Origin of the sequence: Micromonospora sp. NPDC048887 (genome assembly GCF_040649715.1) — a bacterium.
Classification (GTDB): domain Bacteria; phylum Actinomycetota; class Actinomycetes; order Mycobacteriales; family Micromonosporaceae; genus Micromonospora.
Genome location: NZ_JBEZGA010000002.1, coordinates 93,763 through 113,969, shown reverse-complemented (window position 1 = coordinate 113,969; position 20,207 = coordinate 93,763). Strand labels below are relative to the sequence as shown.

The following is a 20,207-nucleotide window of genomic DNA, read 5'->3' as shown; positions in this document are numbered from 1 at the left end:
GCGAGACCGCCTGCTACGGCGTCCAGTCGCGCCGTAGCAGGCCGTAGATCACCAGGTCGGTGAAGCCGTCGCCGTCGTACTCGCGGTCGCGCTGGGTGCCCTCGTGGACGAAGCCGCACTTCTCGGCGGTACGCCGCATGGCCGTGTTGCCGGCCAGCGTCTCGATCTCCAGGCGGCGCAGGTTGCGGTTGCGGAAGCCGTACCGGCAGAGCAGCCGGATCACCTCGGTGCCGTAGCCCTGGCCACGCGCGTCCGGCAGCAGCGTGATGCCGAGGTGCGCGTACCCGTTGAAGGTGTTGATGCCCCACAGCACGCCGGTGCCGAGGAATGTGCCGTCGGCGACGGCCTCGGCCAGCAGCGACACCGGAGCGCCGGCGTCCGGCTGCTCGGCGGCGCGCTTCTCCAGCCGGGCCCGGACCTGCCCGACGTGGTGCGGCAGGAACGGCTCGTCGTCGGTGACCAGGTGCAGCTCCGGATCGCCGTGCAGGCGGAAGATGTCCGGCGCGTCGTCCGGGGTGGGCGGGCGCAGGCGGACCCGGTCGGTGGCGAACATGCCGCGACGCTAACGGCGGGCTGGCCTGCCGACAACCGGATTTGGCCACCCTACCGACCGGTCGGTAGGGTGGCGGCATGACCCCGCTCGTGCTCGCCACCGCCCTCACCAAGACCTACGGCAGCCGCGACGCCCTGCGCGCGCTCGACCTGACCGTCGCGCCCGGCGCCCGGTTCGTCGTGCTCGGCCACAACGGCGCGGGCAAGTCCACGCTGCTGGAGATCATCGCGACGCTGCGCACCCCGACGTCCGGCTCGGTACGCGTCGGCGGGTTCGACACCGTCACCCAGGCGCGGGACGCCCGGCGCCTCATCGGCCTCGCGCCGCAGTCGAACGCGCTTGACCCGCTCGCCTCCCCGGCCGAGGTGCTCGACTTCCACGGCGTGGCGCTCGGGCTGGGACGCCGGCAGCGGGCCCACCGCACGCGGGAACTCGTCGACCTGTTCGGCCTGGGCGAGCACCGCTCGACCCGGGTCGCCAAGCTCTCCGGCGGCACCCGCCGCAAGCTGGACCTGGCCGTGGCACTCGTCGCCGAGCCCGCCGTGGTGATCCTGGACGAGCCGACCACCGGCCTGGACCCGCTCGCGCGCATCGACTTCTGGAACGAGCTGACCCGCCTCAACCAGGCCGGAACGTCGCTGCTCATCTCGACCCAGGACCTGCACGAGGCGGACGTGCTGGCCACGGAGATCGCGGTGCTCCGGGACGGCCGGGTGGTCGCCCAGGGCTCACCGGCGTCGCTGAAGCAGCGCGTCGGCGCCCGTACGCTCACGCTCGACCTGTCCGGCGCCGCCGCCGCGAACGCGCTCGTCGCCGCCTCCGAGGCCGGGTTCCGTGCCGACCCCGATCACCCGGACCGGGTACGCCTCGCCGTGCCCGACGATCCGCGGGCCCTGGCGAGCGCCCTGACCGAGGCCGGCCACGTCGCCGCCGACATCACCGGTCTCCACCTCGCCGAGCCCTCCCTCGACGACGTCTTCGTCGCCCTCGCCGCCCGCTGACACGTGCTCCCACCGCAACCCGAAAGGCCCGAACCCGTGCTCCCGCAGGCAGTCCCCTCATCCCGCAGATCTCCGGCATCGGTCGTCCTCGCGGCGATCGGACGCTCCACGCGCGCCGTGCTCCGTACGCCCGCGCTGCTGGTCGCCCCGGTCGCCCAGTCCCTGTTCTTCCTGCTCGTCTACGCCGGACAGCTCGACGCCGTCGGCAGCACCTACCTGGGCGGGACGAGCTTCACCGCGTTCCTGCTGCCGCTGATCCTCCTCACCGGCGTCGCCACCGGCGCGGGTGCGGCCGGCACGCTGGTGCTGGGCGACCTCACCAGCGGATACCTGGACCGTCTCCGGCTCGCCCACGGCACCACCACACCGTTCCTCGTCGGCCCGGCCGTCGCCGCGCTGGTCGCCGTCGTACTCCAGATGGCGGTGACCGTCGCCGGGGCAACGGCGCTCGGCTACCGGCCGGCGAGCTGGTCCGGCGTCGCCGCGATGCTGCTGCTGATGCTGGCCCTGGGCCTCGGCGTCGCGCTGCTGAGCATGGCGCTCGCGATCCGGTCCGCCTCGGCGTCGGCCACCAACCTGGTCACGCTCGCCGTGTTCGGCCTGTCGTTCTTCACCGGCGTGTTCGCGCCGGTCGACGAACTGGCCGGCTGGATGCGGGCGATCGCCGTCGTCAACCCGCTCACCTATATCGTCGACACCGCCCGCCAGCTCGGCGGCGACGCGGCGCTCACCGCGGCTCCGATCGGCGTCACGGCGATCGCCGTCCTCGCCGTCGCCGGAACCGCCGCCTGCGCCCTCGCCCTCCGCCACGCGAGAGAGAACCGATGAGCCCCACCGACACCCGCACCCAGATCATGGACGCGTTCGCCGAGCAGCTCGCCGCGACCGGCTACCAGGGCATCTCCCTGGTCGGCGTGGGCCGCAGCGTCGGCATCCAGAAGCCGTCCATCTACCACCACTTCCCCGGCGGAAAGGAGGATCTCTACATCGCGGTGGCGGAACGGTACATCCGCGACGTCGGCGGCCTGATCTCGGCGGCGTTGTCCGGCCCCGGCGACGTGCCGCGGCGGCTGCACGCGCTCGCCACCGTCGCCGCCGGGCAGCACGGCGACGCGATCACGTTCGAGCAGCGCATCTACGACACGCTGCCGCTCGTCTCCGCCGCGACCAGCGAGCACGTCTCGGGCCTCTACGTCGCCCTGATGCTGGCGCCGGTGACCCGGTTCTTCGCCGACGCCCGGGCCGAGGGCGCCGTCACCGGCGAACCGGAGTTCCTGATGAACGCGTTCCTGCACCTGGCCCGCGCGGCCGACCTCACCGACGAGACCGGACCCGCCCGGGTCGTCGCGCTCTTCCTCGACGGCGCCCGCCCACGTGCCTAAACTAAGAACTTAGCTAACCGAGGAGGGCGCGCCATGTCGGCTGAGGCTGTGCACTACAACATGCATGACGCCAAGACCCACCTGTCGCGCATCATCGAGCGGGTGGAACGCGGCGAAGAGATCATCATCGACCGGGCGGGCACCCCGGTGGCGAAGGTCGTACCGCTGGTGCGCCGGACCGACCGCACCGCGATCGGCTCCCTCGCGGGGCAGGTGGACCTCTCGGGTGACTGGGATTCGCCACAGACCAACGCCGAGATCGCCGCCGACTTCGGGATCGGCGCATGACCCTGCTGCTGGACACCCACGTCGCGCTCTGGGCCATCACCGGCGACGCCACCCTCGCCGTCGAGTTCCTCGACCGGCTACGCCACGACCCCGATGTCTTCCTCTCCCCGGTCAGCCTCTGGGAGATCACCATCAAGCAGCAGGCGGGAAAGCTCTCCGGTCCTCCCGACCTCGCGGAACGGGTGCGGGACATGGGTTTCCGTGAACTCCCGGTGACCCACGACCACGCCATCACCGCAGGCCGCCTGCCGCCGCATCACCGGGATCCCTTCGACCGGATGCTGGTGGCGCAGGCGATCACGGAGAACCTGACCCTGGCCACCCGCGACGCCTCCATCCCGCTCTACGAGGTCGACGTCCTCAAGGTGTAGGCCTCAGGCGTCGGCGGGGGCGGTGGCGGCCCGCGCCGCCGCTACCAGCCGGGCGGTCTCGGCGGTCACCGCCTCGTCGTCGGGCGTCCCCGGGTCGTAGCGGACCGTCCAGGTCAGCCCGTCGACCCCGGACACCCGCCGGGCCGCGATCCGCCCGGAGCCGCCGGGCATCTCGTGGTGCGAGGTGTACGCCACCGAGCCGGTGACCCGGGCCCGGACCTGGTGCGGCAGGTCACCCGGGTCGACGAGCAGATACGTCTCGGGCAGGCCGTCCGCGACCACCAGGTAGCCGTCGTGCTCGCCGACCGGTTCGGCCGGGGTGACTGTGAGTTCGCGGCCGGACCAGACCGCCTTGAGGATGTCGTGCCAGCCGAGGCGCTCCACCCGGCCGGGCAGCCACAGCCCGCGGTTGCTGGCCACCAGCACGCCGTCGTTGCCGCCCTCGCCGGTGCCGGCGGCGGCCCAGGCGAGCACCCGCTCGTCGGCGGCCAGCGGCGGCCGGTCTGCCGACGGGAGTTTCGGCCGGCGGTTGAATAGTCCCATCACAATCCTCCGGCGGCCTGCTCGCGCAGTGCCCGTGCGTGCTGTTCCAGCGAGAGCAGTTCCCCGAACAGGGCGAAGTACTCGTCCTTGTTGCTCACCGGGTTGATCCGCTGGATCTTGGACTTCAGGTCGCGGATGCGGCCGGTGACCGAACTCCACTGGAGCCGGGCCATGGTGATCGAGACGTACCGCGGGTCGGGCTCGCCGTCGATGCGCAGCGGCTCCACCGCCAGCTCGCCGACCAGCGCCTGCCCGGCCAGGTCGTCGCAGGCGTCGCGGACCCGCTCGATCCAGACCGCGCCACCGGTGGCGGCGGACGCGCCGCCGGCCGCGGCGACGGCGGCGCGCACCGCGACGTGCACCGGGTGCTGGTAGTCGGTCGCCTCGACCGCGTCGAACATCGGGCCGGCCAGGACCGGCTCCTGCAACGCCAGCTTCAGCGCCTCCCGCTCCACCATGGAACGCGGGCTGTCCACGGCGGGCGCGGCCGGGCCGCGGCGTGCGGGTGCGGCGGGCGCACCGGGCCCCGGTTGCCCGTGTGCTGCCGCCAGCACCGCGCGCTGCACCGGCTCGATCTCCATGCCGAGGTCACCGGCGAGCTTGCGCACGTACTCCGGGCGCTTCTCCCGGTCCTTGATCTTCGCCACCAGGGGCGCGGCGCGGCGCATGGCCTCGACCCGGCCGTCGACGGTGTCCAGGTCGAACCGGCTGATCACGTGCCGGAGCGCGAAGTCCACCAGCGGCTCGCGGCGGGCCACCAGGTCGCGTACGGCCAGGTCGCCCTTTGCCAGGCGCAGCTCGCACGGGTCCATGTTGTCGGGGCTGACCGCGATGAAGGTACGCCCGACGAAGCGCTGGTCGTCCTCGAAGGCGCGCAGCGCGGCCTTCTGCCCGGCGGCGTCGCCGTCGAAGGTGAAGATGATCTCCCCGGCCCGCTCGTCGCTGTCGAACAGCACCCGGCGCAGCACCGAGATGTGGTCGCCGCCGAACGCGGTGCCGCAGGTCGCCACCGCCGTCGGCACGTCGGCGAGGTGGCAGGCCATCACGTCGGTGTAGCCCTCGACGACCACCACCTTGCCCTGCTTGGCGATCTCCCGCTTGGCCTGGTCGATGCCGTAGAGCACGTGCGACTTCTTGTAGATCGGCGTCTCGGGGGTGTTGAGGTATTTCGGGCCGTCGTCGTCGTCGAACAGCTTGCGGGCCCCGAAGCCGATCACGTCGCCGGTGATGTCCCGGATCGGCCACATCAGGCGACGGCGGAACCGGTCGATCAGCGAGCCGGAGCGCGCCGGGCGGGAGAGCCCGGCGGTGACCAGCTCGTCGTGGGTGAAGCCCTGCTGACGCAGGTGCTTGGTGAGCAGGTCCCAGCCGTCCGGGGCGAAGCCGCAGCCGTACCGCTCGGCGGCGGCCCGGTCGAACCCGCGCCCGGCGAGGAACTCGCGGGCCGGGCGGGCGCCGGCGGTGGTGAGCTGGGCCCGGTAGAAGTCGACGGCGGCGGCGTGCGCCGCGATCAGGCGCTGCCGCTGCCCCTGCTGCGGCCGGGTACGCGGCGCGGACCTGTCGTCCTCGACGTAGCGCAACTGGATGCCGGCGCGCGCGGCCAGCCGCTCGACGGACTCGACGAAGCTGAGGTGCTCGGCGTCCATCAGGAACTTGATCGCGTCGCCGCCGACCCCGCAGCCGAAGCAGTAGAACACGTTGCGGGCGGGCGAGACGTTGAACGACGGGCTCTTCTCGTCGTGGAACGGGCAGAGCCCCTTGAGGTTGCCGCCGCCGGCCGACTTGAGCGTCACCACCTCGGAGATGACGTCCGCGATGGCGGTGCGCTCGCGGACCAGCGCGATGTCCTCGTCCCGGATCCGCCCCGCCATGACCGCCACCCCCCTCGGCGTACATCCTGCCCTGCCGGACCGACGTTCCGGCGGCCGGGGGGACGGGCGTGTGGCCGACCACGCCCGTCCCCCGACTCAGGCCGAGCGGGCCGCCGCGGGGTCGCCGATGCGCGGGAACGGCTCGATGGAGAAGACCACCTCGACCGGCACCTCGAAGTACGCCGCGATGCGCAGCGCCAGGTGCAGGCTCGGCCGGAACTCGCCGCGTTCCAGGTAACCCACGGTCTGGTAGTGCACACCGAGCGCGTCGGCCAGTTGCCGGCGGGAGACGCCCCGTTCGGCGCGCAGCACCGCGATGCGGTTGTGCACGGTCTCGCTCATCGCCGCCCTCTCATCCGACCCGCTGCATGGCCCGTTCCCGCCGGGCGGCGACCCGCGAGCCGGACTCCCGGCGGGCCATCCGGCGCAGCACCACAGGGGCCAGCACCAGCCCGAGCACCGCCCAGGCGCCGAGCACCCCGAGCGTCTCCAGGTGCCGCCAGGAGCCGCCGAGTTCGACAGCCGCCAGGTCGGCCGGGAGCAGCGCCGAGCGCATGCCCAAGCCTAGCCAGTAGAGCGGGAAGACCTGGGCGATGCCCTGCACCCAACCGGGCAGGCCGTTGATCGGATAGAAGATGCCGGACAGCGCGATCAGACCGAAGATCGGCATCACCACCAGGCCCATGTTGCGCGGGTTGTCGATCAGCGAGCCGATCACCGCGCCCAGCGGCAGCGTCGCCACCAGCCCGAGCGGCACCACCCAGGCCAGCGTGAGCCACGCGCCCGGGTCACCGAGTCGCAGGCCGTCCAGGAAGAACAGGCCGGGCGTGAGCTGGATGGCCACGCCGATCAGCGAGACCGCCGAGACCAGCACGATCTTGCCGACCAGGTAGCCGAGCATGCCGTCCGGGATCGCCTTGGCGCGCAGCAGCGTGCCGTCCTCCCGGTCGATGACGAGCTGGTTGGCCAACCCGAGCAGGCCGCCGAAGAGCAGGCCCATGCCGAGCGCGCTGGGCAGCGTACGGGCACCGAGGGAGAAGTCGGTGCCGGGCACGGTCGAGCCGCGCATCCAGAACACGGCGACCAGCAGCACCACGGTGGGGAAGAAGTAGGTCCACAGATCCTGGCCGTTGGTGAACGTCGCGCGCAGCTCGATGACGCCGCGCCGCAGCCCGGCCCGCAGCGCGTTCGTGGTCGGGTTCATCGGTTCGCCTCCTGCTGCCACACCCGCTCGGCCCGGCCGGTACGGATACCCGTCTCCTCCTCGTGCACCAGGGTCAGGTACGCGTCCTCCAGGGTGGCCCGGCGCACCTCCAGCTCGCGTATCCGGTCGCCGTGCTCGCGGAGCAGGTCGCGCAGGAACGCGGTGGCGTCGGGCGTGGCGTGCACGTACCGCTCGCCGTCACGGGTCCAGCGCACCTCGGCGTCCCCGGCGACGCGCCGGGCGAGCTGGTCGGGTGAGCCCTCGGCGATGATCCGGCCGCCGGCCAGGATGAGGATGCGGTCGGCCAGCTTCTCCGCCTCGGCCAGGTCGTGCGTGGTCAGCACGATCGTGGTCTCGTCCAGGTCGGCCAGCCGGTGCACCAGCTCGTGGAATTCGCGCCGGGCGGCCGGGTCGAAGCCGACGGTGGGCTCGTCGAGGAAGAGCAGTTCCGGCCGGCCGACGATGCCGACCGCGACGTCGAGGCGGCGGCGCTGGCCGCCGGAGAGCCGGGCCACCCGGCTGCCGGCGTGCGCGCTCAGCCCGACGGTGTCCAGCAGGTCGTCGACCGGCCACGGGCGCGGGATCCGGTCGGTGGCGTAGGGCGCGTAGAAGTCGCCGAGGTGGGCGAGCAGCTCCCGCACCCGCCACTTGCCGTGGTCGCGCCAGGACTGGAGCACCACGCCCAGCCGCGCGCGCCACCGCTCGTCGCCGCGTGCGGGGTCGGTGCCGAGCACGCGCACCGTGCCGGCCGAGGGCAGCCGGAAGCCTTCGAGGATCTCGATGGTGGTGGTCTTGCCGGCGCCGTTGGGCCCGAGCAGCGCCACCACCTCGCCCCGCCGGGCGGTCAGGTCGACGCCGTGCAGCACGTCGACGGCGCCGTAGCGCATACGCAGATCCCGCACGTCGAGGACGAGATCCTCGTCGGGCGGTCGGGGGGACGCGACGGCCCCAGGGAGTTCGACCGCAGTCATACCTCGGAATGTAGCATCTCTACTATAAATCGAGGTATCCCCACTCAACGGCGAGGGCGATGGAACCATCTCGTGACGGGGGCCGGATCCTCCTCCTCGTACGACCGCGCCGCCCGGACCGCCGCGGCCAGGCCGGAGCGGCGGGGCGGAGGCCCGGGGCGGATCATCGGATCGACAGCCATCTCCCGCACGACCGCCACGGCCAGGCCCAGCATCACCACGACGAACGGCAACGCGACCAGGATGGTCGCCTGCTGCAACGCGGCCAGACCTCCGGCCAGCAGCAACGCCCCCGCCACCGCGCCGATCAGCACGCCCCAGAGCACCACCACCCCGCGGTGCGGCCGCAGCGCGCCCCGCGAGCTGAGCGAGCCCAGCACCAGGGACGCGGAGTCGGCGCTGGTGACGAAGTAGAGCCCGATCAGCACCATGGCGAGCACGCTCGTCAGCGTGGCCAGCGGCAGCGCGTCGAGCAGCCCGAACAGCGCCTGCTCCGAGCTGGCACCCACATCCGCGACCAGGTCACGGGTGCCGGTGGTCTGGGTACGCAACGCGGTGCCGCCCATGATCGCGAACCAGACGGCGCTGGCACCGCTGGGCACCAGCAGCACCCCGATCAGGAACTGCCGGACCGTACGGCCGCGCGAGATGCGGGCGATGAACGTGCCCACGAACGGTGCCCAGGAGATCCACCACGCCCAGTAGAAGATGGTCCACGAGCCCAGCCAGCCCGGGTCGGAGAACGCGCCGGTCCGCGTCGACATCCGCACCAGGCCGCTCAGGTAGTCACCGATCGAGGCCGGCAGCACCTCCAGCGTGTAGACGGTCGGACCGACCACGAACACGAACAGCATCAGCACGACAGCGATCAGGACGTTCGTGGTGGAGAGCCACTTGACGCCCCGGTGCAGGCCGGAGAAGGCGGACACGACAAACGCGAGCGTGAGCGCGCCGATGATCGTCAACTCGACGGCCCGGCTGTCCGGCACGCCGGCCACCAGGTCGAGGCCGGCCGCCACCTGGAGCGCGCCCAGGCCGAGACTGGTCGCGGAGCCGAACACGGTGGCGAAGACGGCGAGCAGGTCGATCGCGCGACCGATCGGACCGTCGGTCCGGTCGCCGAGCAGCGGTGCGAACGCGGACGAGATGCGGTTGCCCCGCCCCTTGCGGAACGTCGAGTAGGCCAGTGCCAGCGCCGCGATCGCGTAGATGCCCCACGGGTGCAGCGTCCAGTGGAAGAGCGTGTACTGCATGGCCGTCGCGGCGGCGGCCCCGGTCTGCGGCTCGACCCCGGAGGCCGGCGGCGGCGCGGCGTAGTGCTGGATCGGTTCGGCGACGGCGAAGAACACCAGGCCGATGCCCATGCCGGCACTGAACATCATGGCGATCCAGGCCAGCGTGTCGAACTCCGGCTCGTCGTCGTCGGCGCCCAGCCGGATCCGGCCGAACCGGGTGGCGGCGATCACCACCGCCAGCACCAGGAACGCGTCGGCCGCGACCACGAAGAACCAGCCGAAGGTGCCCACGGTCCAGGCCAGGCCGGACTCGCCGAAGCGGGCCAGTGAACCCCTGGCGAGCACGCCCCACAGCACCACGGCGACCACACCGGCGACCCCGACCCCGAGCACCACCCGGTCGACCGGCTGGGTCGCGGGCCGTTGCCCCATCCGTCCCGTCATGCCCTCATCGTGGGCGGACCGGCCGTATCGGCGGGCCGGAACGCCGCAGGACGCCGGTCAGGCAGCGACGGTGGCGGCCTCCTCGGCCTCCACGGCGGCGTTCCAGGCCGGCTTGGTCGACCGCCAGCCCTCGTCGTCCATGCCCCGCCGCCAGTAGCCGGAGATGGACAGGTCACCCCGGGGCACGCCGCGCTCGACCCGCAGCAGCCGCCGCAGCTCCTTGACCGCCCCGGCCTCGCCGTGCACGAACGCGTGCACCCGGCCGGGCGGGAACTCCAGCGCCCGGACCGCCTCGACCAGCGGCTCGCCGTACGGGCGCCCGGCCCGGTGCAGCCAGCGCAGGTCGACGGTGGCGGCGCTGTCCAGCGGCAGCTCGTCGGGCGGACCGTCCACCTCGACGTACACCGTCGCGCGGGCCCCGGCGGGCAGGCGTTCCAGGGCGGCGGCGATGGCGGGCAGCGCGCTCTCGTCGCCGGCCAGCAGGTGCCAGTCGGCCACCGGGTCCGGCGCGTACGCGCCGCCCGGCCCGGTGAACAACACCCGGTCGCCGGGGCGCAACGCCGCCGCCCACGGCCCGGCCAGACCCTCGTCGCCGTGGTGCACCACGTCCACAGTCATCTCACCGGCCGCGGCGTCCCAGGCCCGCACCGTGTACGCGCGCAGGCGCGGCCACTGCTCCGCCGGGAACTCCCGCTTGATCGTCGCCAGGTCGACCGGGTCCGGGTAGCTCACCCCGGCCGGCGGAAAGGCGAACTTCACGTAGTGGTCGGTGTACGCGCCCACCGGCAGCCCGGCCAGCTCCGGACCCCCCAGCACGAGGCGGATCAGGTGCGGGGTGGGCCGCGTGGTCCGGACGACCGTGGCGGCGGTGAGCTTCTTCGGGCGGTCCGTCATAACGCTTAGGCTAGCCTAAGCGCCGCGTCGGCGGCTCCGTCAGCTCGGTGGCACCAGGCGGGCGTGCCAGGCCAGCGCGGCCGGATCGGTGAGCGAGACGACCTGGTCGATCACCACGCGCAGCCGCGCGGCGTCGTCCGGCGCGTCCCGCCACAGCGGCGCGAACATCGGGTCCAGCCCGTCCGGCGCCCGGTCCAGCAGCGCCGCGACCAGCCCGGCCAGCACGTCCCGCTGCCGCGCGTAGCGCTCCTCCGCGCCGGGGCGGCGCATCACGTACCGCAGCGCCACGCCCTTGAGCAGCGCGCACTGCGCCCGGATCCGGCGCGGCACCACCAGGTCGGCCTGGTAGCGGCGGTGCGGGCCGGGACCGTGGCGCTGCTGGGTGGCGGCCACCACCGCGGCGACGAACCGGCCGGTGAGCACGCTCGTGGTGGCCTTCAGGGCGGCGAGGGCACGGTGGCTGCCGTCGTACGCCGCCAGCGGGGCGAGCACCGGATCGGCGAGCAGCTCGCCCAGCACCTCACCCAGGTCCTCCGGCGCCTCACCGGAGTAGGTGGCCGCCACGTCGGCGCAGAGCGCCCGCCGCTCGTCCGGGTCGGCCAGCAGCGGGCGCAGGTCGACGTACCCGCCGTGGATGCCGTCCTCGACGTCGTGCACCGAGTACGCCACGTCGTCGGCCCAGTCCATCACCTGGGCCTCCAGGCAGCGCCGGTCGCCGGGCGGGGCGCCCTCGCGCAGCCAGTCGAAGACCGGGCGGTCGTCGGCGTACACGCCGAACTTGCGTTCGCCGGGCCGGCGGGGCCACGGGTACTTGCTCACCGCGTCCAGCCCGGCCCGGGTCAGGTTCAGCCCGGCCGAGCGCCCGTCCGGGGCGAACACCTTCGCCTCCAGCCGGGTGAGGACCCGCAGCGTCTGCGCGTTGCCCTCGAAGCCGCCGCAGGAGGCGGCCAGCTCGTCCAGCGCGTACTCCCCGTTGTGCCCGAACGGCGGGTGGCCCAGGTCGTGCGCCAGCCCGGCGGTGTCCACCACGTCCGGGTCGCAGCCCAGCCGGGCGCCCATCTCGCGGGCGATCTGCGCGACCTCCAGCGAGTGGGTCAGCCGGGTACGCAGGAAGTCGTTCGTCCCGGCGACGTGCACCTGTGTCTTCGCGGCGAGCCGGCGGAACGCCGCCGAGTGCAGCACGCGGGCGCGGTCCCGCTCGAACGGCGACCGGCCGTACCCGGTGTCCTTGGGCGCCTCGCCGACCAGCCGCGCCGCGTCGTCAGCCCCGGTCACCGCTGCCGCGTTGGCGCAACGGCCGGAGGTCGCGACTGCGGGGCTCGCAAAACCGGCTCACCCCTCGCGCTCCCGCAACACGCAGAACTCGTTGCCCTCCGGGTCGGCGAGCACCGTCCACTCCACGTCTCCCTGGCCGATGTCGACGTGCCGCGCGCCCATGTCGACGAGGCGCTCCACCTCGGCCTCCATGTCGGCCGGTCGCAGGTCGATGTGCAGCCGGTTCTTTCCCTCCTTCGGCCCGGCGACCGGGACGAAGACGAGACCGGGTGAGGTGTCGGGCGTGCGGCGGATCTCCACCTCGTCCGGCTTGTCGGTGATCACCTGATAGCCGAGCGCCTCCGCCCACCAACTGGCGAGCCGGGACGGGTCCCGGGCGTCGATGGTCAGGTTCTCCCAGACGGCGGTCATGCGCCCACCCCTCCTGATCGACACGTGGCGGAAGCTCAGGTTACGCCGAGGAGACCGGAAAGGCGCGTCGGGCGTACGCGGGGCCGCCGGCGAACACCGGCGGCCCCGCGCCTCCTCAGCGGGAGTCCGAACCGGTGGTGGTGATGGCTGCGCGACCGGCCTCCAGCCGGGCCACCGGCACCCGGAACGGCGAGCAGGAGACGTAGTCCAGGCCGACGGAGTGGAAGAAGTGCACCGAGTCCGGGTCGCCACCGTGCTCGCCGCAGACGCCGAGCTTCAGCCCCGGCCGGGCCGCCCGGCCCTCCTCGGCGGCGATGCGCACCAGCCGGCCGACGCCGTCGGCGTCGATCGACTCGAACGGCGAGATGCCGAAGATGCCCAGCTCCAGGTAGCGCCAGAAGAACGCGCCCTCCACGTCGTCGCGGGAGAAGCCCCAGCCCATCTGGGTCAGGTCGTTGGTGCCGAAGGAGAAGAACTCGGCCGCCTCGGCGATCTGCCCGGCGGTCAGCGCCGCCCGGGGCACCTCGATCATCGTGCCGATCAGCACCTCGACGCCGCTGTCCCCGACCACCTCGGCGATGATCCGCTCGGCCTCGGTGCGTACCGTCTCCAGCTCCTGCACGGCGCCGACCAGCGGCACCATGATCTCCGGGCAGGCCTTGCCGCCGTCGCGGACGACAGCGACGGCGGCCTCGGAGATCGCGCGGACCTGCATGGCGAACAGGCCCGGGATGACCAGGCCGAGCCGGACGCCGCGCAGGCCCAGCATCGGGTTCTCCTCGTGCATCCGCCGCACGGCGGCGAGCAGCGCCTCCTCCTTGGCGACGTCCTCGCCGCGCTCCTGGGCCACCGCGACGTTCACCGCGAGCTGCTCCAGCGGGGGCAGGAACTCGTGCAGCGGCGGGTCGATCAGCCGCACGGTGACGGGCAGGCCGTCCATCTCGCGGAAGATCTCGATGAAGTCGGCCCGCTGCAGCGGCAGCAGCGCCGCGAGCGCGTCCTCCCGCTCCTGCGGGCCGGAGGCCAGGATGAGCCGCTCGACCAGTTCGCGCCGGTCGCCGAGGAACATGTGCTCGGTGCGGCACAGGCCGATGCCCTCGGCGCCGAAGCGCCGCGCCCGGGCCGCGTCCGCGCCGGTGTCGGCGTTCGTGCGTACCCGCAGCCGCCGCGTGGCGTCGGCGTGCGTCATGATCCGGTGTACGGCGCGGACCAGCGCGTCGTCGACGTCCTCCGGGTCGAGTTCGCCCTCGAAGTACTGCACCACCTCGGACGGCATGACCGGCACCTCGCCGAGGTAGACCTTGCCGGTGGTGCCGTCGACCGAGATCACGTCGCCCTCGTTCACCACGTGCCCGCCCACTGTGAACTTCTTCGCCGGCACGTTCACGTCCAGCTCGTCGGCGCCGGAGACGCAGGTCTTGCCCATGCCGCGGGCCACCACGGCGGCGTGGCTGGTCTTGCCGCCCCGGGAGGTGAGGATGCCCTTGGCGGCGATCATGCCGTTGAGATCGTCCGGGTTGGTCTCCCGGCGGACCAGGATCACCGCCTCGCCCTCGGCGGCCAGCTCGACCGCCCGGGCCGAGGTGAAGACGACCTTGCCGGACGCGGCGCCCGGTGAGGCGCCGATGCCCTTGGCCACCGCCTCGAACCCGTGGTCGAGCTGGAAGCGCGGGAACATCAGCTGGGCGAGCTGCGCGCCGTTGACCCGGTGCAGCGCCTCGTCCAGGTCGATCAGGCCCTCGTCGACGAGCTGCCCGGCGATGACGAACGCGGCGGCGGCGGTGCGCTTGCCGACCCGGGTCTGCAGCATCCAGAGCTTGCCGCGCTCGATGGTGAACTCGATGTCGCAGAGGTCCTTGTAGTGCTCCTCCAGCCGGGCCATGATGCCGAGCAGCTGGTCGTAGGAGGTCTTGTCGAGCTGCTCCAGCTCCTGCAACGGCACGGTGTTGCGGATGCCGGCCACCACGTCCTCGCCCTGGGCGTTGGCCAGGTAGTCGCCGTAGATGCCCTGCGCGCCGCTGCCCGGGTCGCGGGTGAACGCGACGCCGGTGCCGGAGTCGGGACCGAGGTTGCCGAACACCATCGCCACCACGTTGACGGCGGTGCCCAGGTCGGCAGGGATGCGCTCCTGGCGGCGGTAGAGGATCGCCCGCTCCGCGTTCCACGAGTCGAAGACCGCGCGGATGGCGAGGTCGAGCTGCTCGCGCGGCTCCTGCGGGAACTCGCGGCCGGTGTGCTTGGCGAAGATCTTCTTGTACGCGTCGACCAGCCCGCGCAGGTCGTCGGCGTCCAGGTCGAGGTCGTTGTGCGTGCCCTTGGCATGCTTGATCTCGTCCAGCGCGTGCTCGAACTCCTCGCCCGGCACCTCGCAGACCGTCTTGCCGAACATCTGGATCAGGCGGCGGTAGGAGTCCCAGGCGAACCTGTCGTTCCCACCCGCTTGGTTGCTCAGGCCGACCACGCTGCGGTCGTTGAGGCCCACGTTGAGGACGGTCTCCATCATGCCCGGCATGGAGAACTTGGCGCCGGAGCGTACCGAGACCAGCAGCGGGTCGTCCGGGTCGCCGAGGCGCCGGCCCATCTCGCGTTCCAGCGACTCCAGGTGCGCCTCGATCTGCGCGGCCAGGCCGTCCGGCTCGCGCCCGGTCGTCAGGTACGCCTTGCAGGCCTCGGTGGTGATCGTGAAGCCGGGCGGGACCGGCAGGCCGAGGTTCGTCATCTCGGCCAGGTTGGCCCCCTTGCCGCCGAGCAGATCCTTGAGATCCTTGTTGCCCTCGGCGAAGTCGTAGACGTACTTCTGCTCGACCGAATCGTGCGCTGCCACCAGAGCCCTCCCACGCGCGCCATTGACACTTAACGAAGGTTCAGTTCGGACATACCCCGGTAGTGACCACCGGTAATCCCGGCTCGTCAGCGTCGGTGGGCCGAAGGCTAGGCGAACTTCGCGAAACCTGGGAGCGTTCGGTGACTTTCGGCACAACGGTCACCACAATCCGCGTTCGTACGGGTTTTTGGGAACGCTTCCACGAGCACGATCACGCAATTCCGCTTCCTCTCGTACTCTTGACGTCACTGCGTCTCGCGGATCCTCACCTTTGCCATATCCCGCGCGAATACACCCCTCGGAGCTGTCGCCGTGCCGACCACCCCCACCGCCCCGGAGACCGGTCCGGAGCCGACCGCCACCCGTCCTGCCAGCACGTCTTCCGGTGACGTACCCGCGATGTCGCCGTCCGGCGCGGCGGCCCCCGCCGGCGTCGCGGCATCCGCCGATGCGGGACCGTCGGCCGACGTCGCGGCGGATGCAGGGCTGCCCGGCGTGCCGGCACCCGCCGCCGAGTTGGCGCGGGTCGCCGCGAGCCGGGCCGACGGCGCGCTCGCCGCAGCGGCGCCGGTCCGTCTCGACGACGTGGTGCCGGCGCCCGAGCGGGTGGTCCCGGACCCGGCGGCGGACTTCACCCTGAGCGCGGACGCGGTGCTGCGGGTCAGTCCCGCCGGCCGGGACGTGGCCGAACAGCTCGCCGCCTGGCTGCGCCCGGCCACCGGCTTCCCGCTCCCGGTCGCCGACGCCCCCGAGGGCGGCCCGCTGACGCTCACGCTGTCGCCGGCGGCTCCCGGTCCCGAGGCGGCGACAGGCTCCGGCGAGCCGGACGGCGCAGCCCTCGGCGACGAGGGCTACCGGCTCGACGTGACCGCCGACGGCGTGCGGATCACCGCCGTCAACCCGGCCGGGCTGTTCCACGGGGCGCAGACGCTGCGGCAGCTGCTACCCGCGCCGATCGAGAGCCCGACCGCTGTCGCCGCGCGCTGGGCGGTGCCCGGCGGCACCATCGTCGACCGGCCGCGCTTCCCCTACCGGGGCGCCATGCTCGACGTCGCCCGCCACTTCTTCGGCGTCGAGGACGTCCTGCGGGTGGTCGACCACCTGGCCCGCTACAAGCTCAACCACCTGCACCTGCACCTCACCGACGACCAGGGCTGGCGGATCGCGGTCGACTCCTGGCCCCGGCTCGCCGAGGTCGGCGGCGCGACCGAGGTCGGCGGCGGCCCGGGCGGCTGGTACACCCGTGACGACTACCGCCGCGTCGTCGCGTACGCCGCCCGCCGCCACGTGACAGTGGTGCCCGAGATCGACCTGCCGGGCCACACCAACGCGGCGCTCGTCGCGTACCCCGAACTGGCACCCGGCAAGATCGGGCCGCCGCCGTACACCGGCACCGAGGTCGGGTTCAGCTACGTCGACCCCGCCGACGAGCGGACGTACGACTTCGTCGCGGACGTGGTCGGCGAGGTGGCCGCGCTGACGCCCGGGCCGTGGCTGCACCTCGGCGGCGACGAGGCGTTCAAGGTGCCGGCCGACAGCTACCGCGCCTTCGTGGCGCGGGCGCAGCGGCTGGTCGCCGCCACCGGCAAGACCGTCGTCGGCTGGCACCAGCTCGCCCCGGCCGAGCACGTCGACGGGCGCGTCCTGCAGTGGTGGGGCACGAACGGCGACGACCCGGAGACCGCCGACGCGGTACGCCGGGGCGCCCGGCTGATCCTCTCCCCCGGCAACCACGCGTACCTGGACATGAAGTACGCCCCGGACACCCCGATCGGGCACGACTGGGCCGGTCTGATCGACGTGCGCCGGGCGTACGAGTGGGATCCGGGCACCCATGTTCGGGGCGTACCGGCAGAGGCCGTGCTGGGCGTGGAGGCGCCGCTCTGGACCGAGTCGGTCTCGACGCCGGCAGAGGTCGAGTACATGCTCTTCCCGCGCCTGCCCGCCGTCGCCGAACTGGGCTGGTCGCCGCGCGAGACGCACGACTGGTCCCGGTTCCGCAGCCGGCTCGCCGGCCACGGCCCACGCTGGGCGGCTGCCGGCATCACTTTCCACCCCTCCCCCGAGATCCCCTGGCCCTCAACCGCCCCCCACATCCCCACCCAGCCCACCCCCACCCCAACCACCACCCCCTAACCGCCCCCGGCCCCGCCGACCCCAAGCCGATCGATCATGAAGTAGACGGGGACAAACCAGGCACAAACGCCACCAACTTCATGATCGACGCCCCATCCCCGAAGCGCCGCGTCCAGCCACCCCTCGCCAACGCGCGCTCCCACCCCGATCGCAGATCGTGGTACGAAACGGCCGCCAGAGGGGCGCCGATCTACCAATATCTCGAACCCACCCATCCCAGAAACCGACATTCGGCACCATCACGACTCACCCCCATCGGTCCGGTGATCAAGGATTTTGTGTCCGTTCGAGGCCGCACGCCGGACACAAACTCCTTGATCACCGGGGTGGGGGGAGGGAGGGAGGGAGGGAGGGAGCCCTTGGGCGGCGGGGGCGGAGCCCGGGGCAGCCTCGACGGGGTTGGTGTCCGGAATCGGGGTGGTCGGGGTCACCGGTCGGGTGGAATCGGGGGTGGGTGCGGGGCGTTGTACATGGCAGACCGCGCCGCACCCGCCGACCGCCCCGCCCCTCGGTCCGGGAATCAGGCCGGGACGCCGGTCGTTACATCACCGGGCCGTCGAGCAGGCCGACGGATCCCGCCGCCGGAGCAGGCCGACAGCGCCTGTCGAGCAGTAAGACCGGGCGACGCGCGCCGGGAATGACCCCGGGTCCCGGTCGTTACATCCCCGAGCCGCCGGAGCAGGCCGTCCCCCTGGCCGCCCGAGCGAGCCACCGGCCCGACGCACACACCGGGCCACCTGATCTCTATTCGCGGCATCCCCCATTGCCGTCGTACCCCCGACAGAGAGGCAACTGATCATGGCTACCACTCTGCTGCGTAAGACCGCTCTGACCGTCGCCGGTATCGCCGCCACCGCTGGTGGCATCGCCGGTCCCGCCATCGCCGCCCAGGCCACCCCGGCCGAGCGCGCCGCCCAGGTCGTCACCAACGACCGCAAGCACGGCGAGCGGGAGCTGGACGTGCGCTACGAGGCGCAGCCCAACTTCTACTTCTGCGGCCCCGCCGCCGCCCGTAACGCCCTGAGCGTGCAGGGCAAGAACATCGACGTGCACGCCATGGCCAAGGAGATGGGCACCACCGAGTCCGGCACCGACAGCATCAACGACATCACCCCGGTGCTGAACAAGGAGACCGGTAAGGACGTCTACAAGTCCACCGAGATCCCCGTGGACAAGGCCCGCGACCGGGACAAGGTCGACAAGCTGCGTGCCGACGTGGTCAAGACCGTCGACGACGGCCGCGCCGTGGTCGCCAACATCGCCGGCACCGCCACCGACACCGACGGCAACACCCACTCCTTCGAGGGCGGCCACTACATCAGCGTGGTCGGCTACCGCGACGCCGGGAAGGTCGTGACGATCGCCGACTCGGCCAACCCGAACCAGGCCTCCTACCGGATGGACGTCGACGAGCTCGCCCGCTGGATCGCCAGCCGCGGCTACAGCTCCTGACCGGACACGAAGGGCCCGGCCCCCACGAGGGGTCGGGCCCTTCGGCATGACCGGGTCAGCCGCCGGAGTCGTCCAGCTCGGCACCGTCCGGCGGGGTGTCGTCGTCACGGCTGGCCAGCCACCCGTCGGGCAGGAACACCTTGCCCGGGGAGTTGGTGCGGCCACGCGGCTGGCCGAGGTTCTCCACCGGGAACGGTACGGCCGGGTCCAGCTTGCCGAGCAGGTCGTCCAGCTGCGCCAGGCTCTCGATCATGGCGAGTGAGCGGCGCAGTTCGCTGCCGATCGGGAAGCCCTTGAGGTACCAGGCGACGTGCTTGCGGAAGTCGGTGCAGCCGTCCCGCTCGCCCCGGGCCGGGTTCCGGGCGCCCGCCACGAACTGCTCCACCAGCAGCTCGGCGTGCCGGCGCATGGTCACCGCCACCTCGCCGAGGCTCGGCAGCCGCTGCTCGGCGCTGCCGTTGAACGCGGCCTCCAGGTCGGCGAACAGCCACGGCCGGCCCAGGCAGCCGCGCCCGATCACCACGCCGTCCACGCCGGTGTGCGCGACCATCCGCAGCGCGTCGTCGGCCTCCCAGATGTCGCCGTTACCGAGCACCGGCACGTCGAGCGCCGACTTGAGCGTGGCGATGGCGTCCCAGTCGGCGGTGCCGGAGTAGCGCTGCGCGGCCGTACGCCCGTGCAGGGCGACCGCCGCGACGCCCGCGTCCTGGGCCGCCAGCCCCGCCTCGACGTACGTCAGATGGTCGTCGTCGATGCCCTTGCGCATCTTGACGGTGACCGGCACACCGGCGGGTGACGCGGCGTCCACCGCGGCCTTGACCAGCCGGGCGAACAGCCGGCGGCGCCACGGCAGGGCCGAGCCGCCGCCACGGCGGGTCACCTTGGGCACAGGGCAGCCGAAGTTCAGGTCGATGTGGTCGGCGAGATCGCGCTCGACCACGATCCGCACGGCGGCGGCGGTGATCTCCGGGTCGGTGCCGTAGAGCTGGAGGCTGCGGGGGTGCTCCTCGGCGCCGAAGGCGATCATGCGCAGCGTCTTCGGGTTCCGCTCGACGAGCGCGCGGGTGGTGATCATCTCGCAGACGTAGATGCCGCCGCCCTGCTCACGGCAGAGCCGGCGGAAGCCGACGTTTGTGATCCCGGCCATCGGCGCGAGCACCACCGGCGGCCACACCTGGTGCGGGCTGATGGTCAGCGCGGGCAGCGTCGGAGCAGTCACCGCACAAGTGTAAGGAAGGGCCCCCTCTTAACGTCTCCGGTAGAGCACGGGCCCCTTTTTAACAGGGCGCATATCACAGCCGGCCCGTCCGGCGGGCGTTCTCCACAACCGGGGCGGCTGTCCACAGGCCGGG

At 72.6% G+C, this 20,207-nt stretch carries 19 protein-coding genes; 7 read left to right on the top strand and 12 right to left on the bottom strand.

Features of this window, described 5'->3' with window-relative positions; translation table 11 throughout:
- Positions 1-13: 13 nt before the first annotated feature.
- A complete protein-coding gene (locus tag AB0C17_RS03685) occupies positions 14-553 on the bottom strand; it encodes a GNAT family protein (RefSeq protein ID WP_357388634.1) in 540 nt (179 codons plus the stop codon).
- A 77-nt stretch (positions 554-630) separates the two neighbouring features.
- Between AB0C17_RS03685 and AB0C17_RS03680 the strand changes: the two genes are divergently transcribed.
- The 5 genes from AB0C17_RS03680 to AB0C17_RS03660 are packed head-to-tail and all read left to right on the top strand — an operon-like array spanning position 631 to position 3,595.
- A complete protein-coding gene (locus AB0C17_RS03680) occupies positions 631-1,554 on the top strand; it encodes an ABC transporter ATP-binding protein (protein ID WP_357476470.1) in 924 nt (307 codons plus the stop codon).
- Positions 1,555-1,557: 3 nt separating this feature from the next.
- Complete coding sequence (locus tag AB0C17_RS03675) at positions 1,558-2,382, top strand: ABC transporter permease (protein ID WP_357476468.1); 825 nt, start codon at positions 1,558-1,560, stop codon at positions 2,380-2,382.
- On the top strand, positions 2,379-2,936 hold the full coding sequence (locus AB0C17_RS03670) for a TetR/AcrR family transcriptional regulator (protein WP_357388640.1): 558 nt from the start codon (positions 2,379-2,381) through the stop codon (positions 2,934-2,936). Before AB0C17_RS03675 ends, AB0C17_RS03670 begins: the two co-directional genes overlap by 4 nt.
- 33 nt (positions 2,937-2,969) lie before the next feature.
- Positions 2,970-3,224, top strand: a complete 255-nt coding sequence (locus tag AB0C17_RS03665) for a type II toxin-antitoxin system prevent-host-death family antitoxin (protein ID WP_043329066.1) — start codon at positions 2,970-2,972, stop codon at positions 3,222-3,224.
- Positions 3,221-3,595, top strand: a complete 375-nt coding sequence (locus AB0C17_RS03660; RefSeq protein WP_357388642.1) for a type II toxin-antitoxin system VapC family toxin — start codon at positions 3,221-3,223, stop codon at positions 3,593-3,595. The genes AB0C17_RS03665 and AB0C17_RS03660 overlap by 4 nt, the downstream gene beginning before the upstream one ends.
- 3 nt (positions 3,596-3,598) lie before the next feature.
- Here AB0C17_RS03660 and AB0C17_RS03655 read toward each other — a convergent pair whose 3' ends face one another.
- The 10 genes from AB0C17_RS03655 to ppdK all read right to left on the bottom strand — a co-directional run bounded on the left by AB0C17_RS03655 (position 3,599) and on the right by ppdK (position 15,267).
- Positions 3,599-4,138: a hypothetical protein gene (locus tag AB0C17_RS03655; RefSeq protein ID WP_357388644.1), complete on the bottom strand. Its 540-nt coding sequence runs from the start codon at positions 4,136-4,138 to the stop codon at positions 3,599-3,601.
- Entirely contained in the window at positions 4,138-6,009 is a 1,872-nt protein-coding gene (gene dnaG, locus AB0C17_RS03650) for a DNA primase (RefSeq protein ID WP_357388646.1), read from the bottom strand. The genes AB0C17_RS03655 and dnaG overlap by 1 nt, the downstream gene beginning before the upstream one ends.
- Positions 6,010-6,105: 96 nt before the next feature.
- Positions 6,106-6,351, bottom strand: coding sequence for a helix-turn-helix transcriptional regulator (locus tag AB0C17_RS03645; protein ID WP_357388648.1), 246 nt, complete (start codon positions 6,349-6,351; stop codon positions 6,106-6,108).
- Between the two features lie 10 nt (positions 6,352-6,361).
- Entirely contained in the window at positions 6,362-7,213 is an 852-nt protein-coding gene (locus AB0C17_RS03640) for an ABC transporter permease (RefSeq protein WP_357388650.1), read from the bottom strand.
- On the bottom strand, positions 7,210-8,184 hold the full coding sequence (locus AB0C17_RS03635) for an ABC transporter ATP-binding protein (RefSeq protein ID WP_357388652.1): 975 nt from the start codon (positions 8,182-8,184) through the stop codon (positions 7,210-7,212). Before AB0C17_RS03635 ends, AB0C17_RS03640 begins: the two co-directional genes overlap by 4 nt.
- Before the next feature lie 44 nt (positions 8,185-8,228).
- Entirely contained in the window at positions 8,229-9,863 is a 1,635-nt protein-coding gene (locus AB0C17_RS03630) for a BCCT family transporter (protein WP_357388654.1), read from the bottom strand.
- Between the two features lie 57 nt (positions 9,864-9,920).
- Entirely contained in the window at positions 9,921-10,757 is an 837-nt protein-coding gene (locus AB0C17_RS03625) for a siderophore-interacting protein (RefSeq protein WP_357388656.1), read from the bottom strand.
- Positions 10,758-10,796: 39 nt separating this feature from the next.
- On the bottom strand, positions 10,797-12,032 hold the full coding sequence (locus AB0C17_RS03620; protein ID WP_357476466.1) for a deoxyguanosinetriphosphate triphosphohydrolase: 1,236 nt from the start codon (positions 12,030-12,032) through the stop codon (positions 10,797-10,799).
- Between the two features lie 57 nt (positions 12,033-12,089).
- Positions 12,090-12,443: a VOC family protein gene (locus tag AB0C17_RS03615; protein WP_357388660.1), complete on the bottom strand. Its 354-nt coding sequence runs from the start codon at positions 12,441-12,443 to the stop codon at positions 12,090-12,092.
- Positions 12,444-12,558: 115 nt separating this feature from the next.
- A complete protein-coding gene (gene ppdK, locus AB0C17_RS03610) occupies positions 12,559-15,267 on the bottom strand; it encodes a pyruvate, phosphate dikinase (protein WP_357388662.1) in 2,709 nt (902 codons plus the stop codon).
- 312 nt (positions 15,268-15,579) lie between these two features.
- Here ppdK and AB0C17_RS03605 point away from each other — a divergent pair, with 312 nt between their 5' ends.
- Both AB0C17_RS03605 and AB0C17_RS03600 read left to right on the top strand, forming a co-directional pair.
- Positions 15,580-17,403 carry a family 20 glycosylhydrolase gene (locus tag AB0C17_RS03605; RefSeq protein WP_357476464.1) on the top strand — a complete coding sequence of 608 codons (1,824 nt, stop codon included), beginning with the start codon at positions 15,580-15,582 and terminating at the stop codon, positions 17,401-17,403.
- Positions 17,404-18,201: 798 nt separating this feature from the next.
- The gene (locus AB0C17_RS03600; protein WP_357476462.1) at positions 18,202-18,855 is read left to right on the top strand and encodes a C39 family peptidase; all 654 of its coding nucleotides are present in this window, start codon (positions 18,202-18,204) and stop codon (positions 18,853-18,855) included.
- 55 nt (positions 18,856-18,910) lie between these two features.
- On the opposite strand, the gene dusB is transcribed toward AB0C17_RS03600, so the two are convergent.
- Positions 18,911-20,074 (bottom strand): tRNA dihydrouridine synthase DusB, encoded by a 1,164-nt coding sequence (gene dusB / locus AB0C17_RS03595; RefSeq protein ID WP_357476460.1) that lies wholly within the window; start codon positions 20,072-20,074, stop codon positions 18,911-18,913.
- Positions 20,075-20,207: the final 133 nt, after the last annotated feature.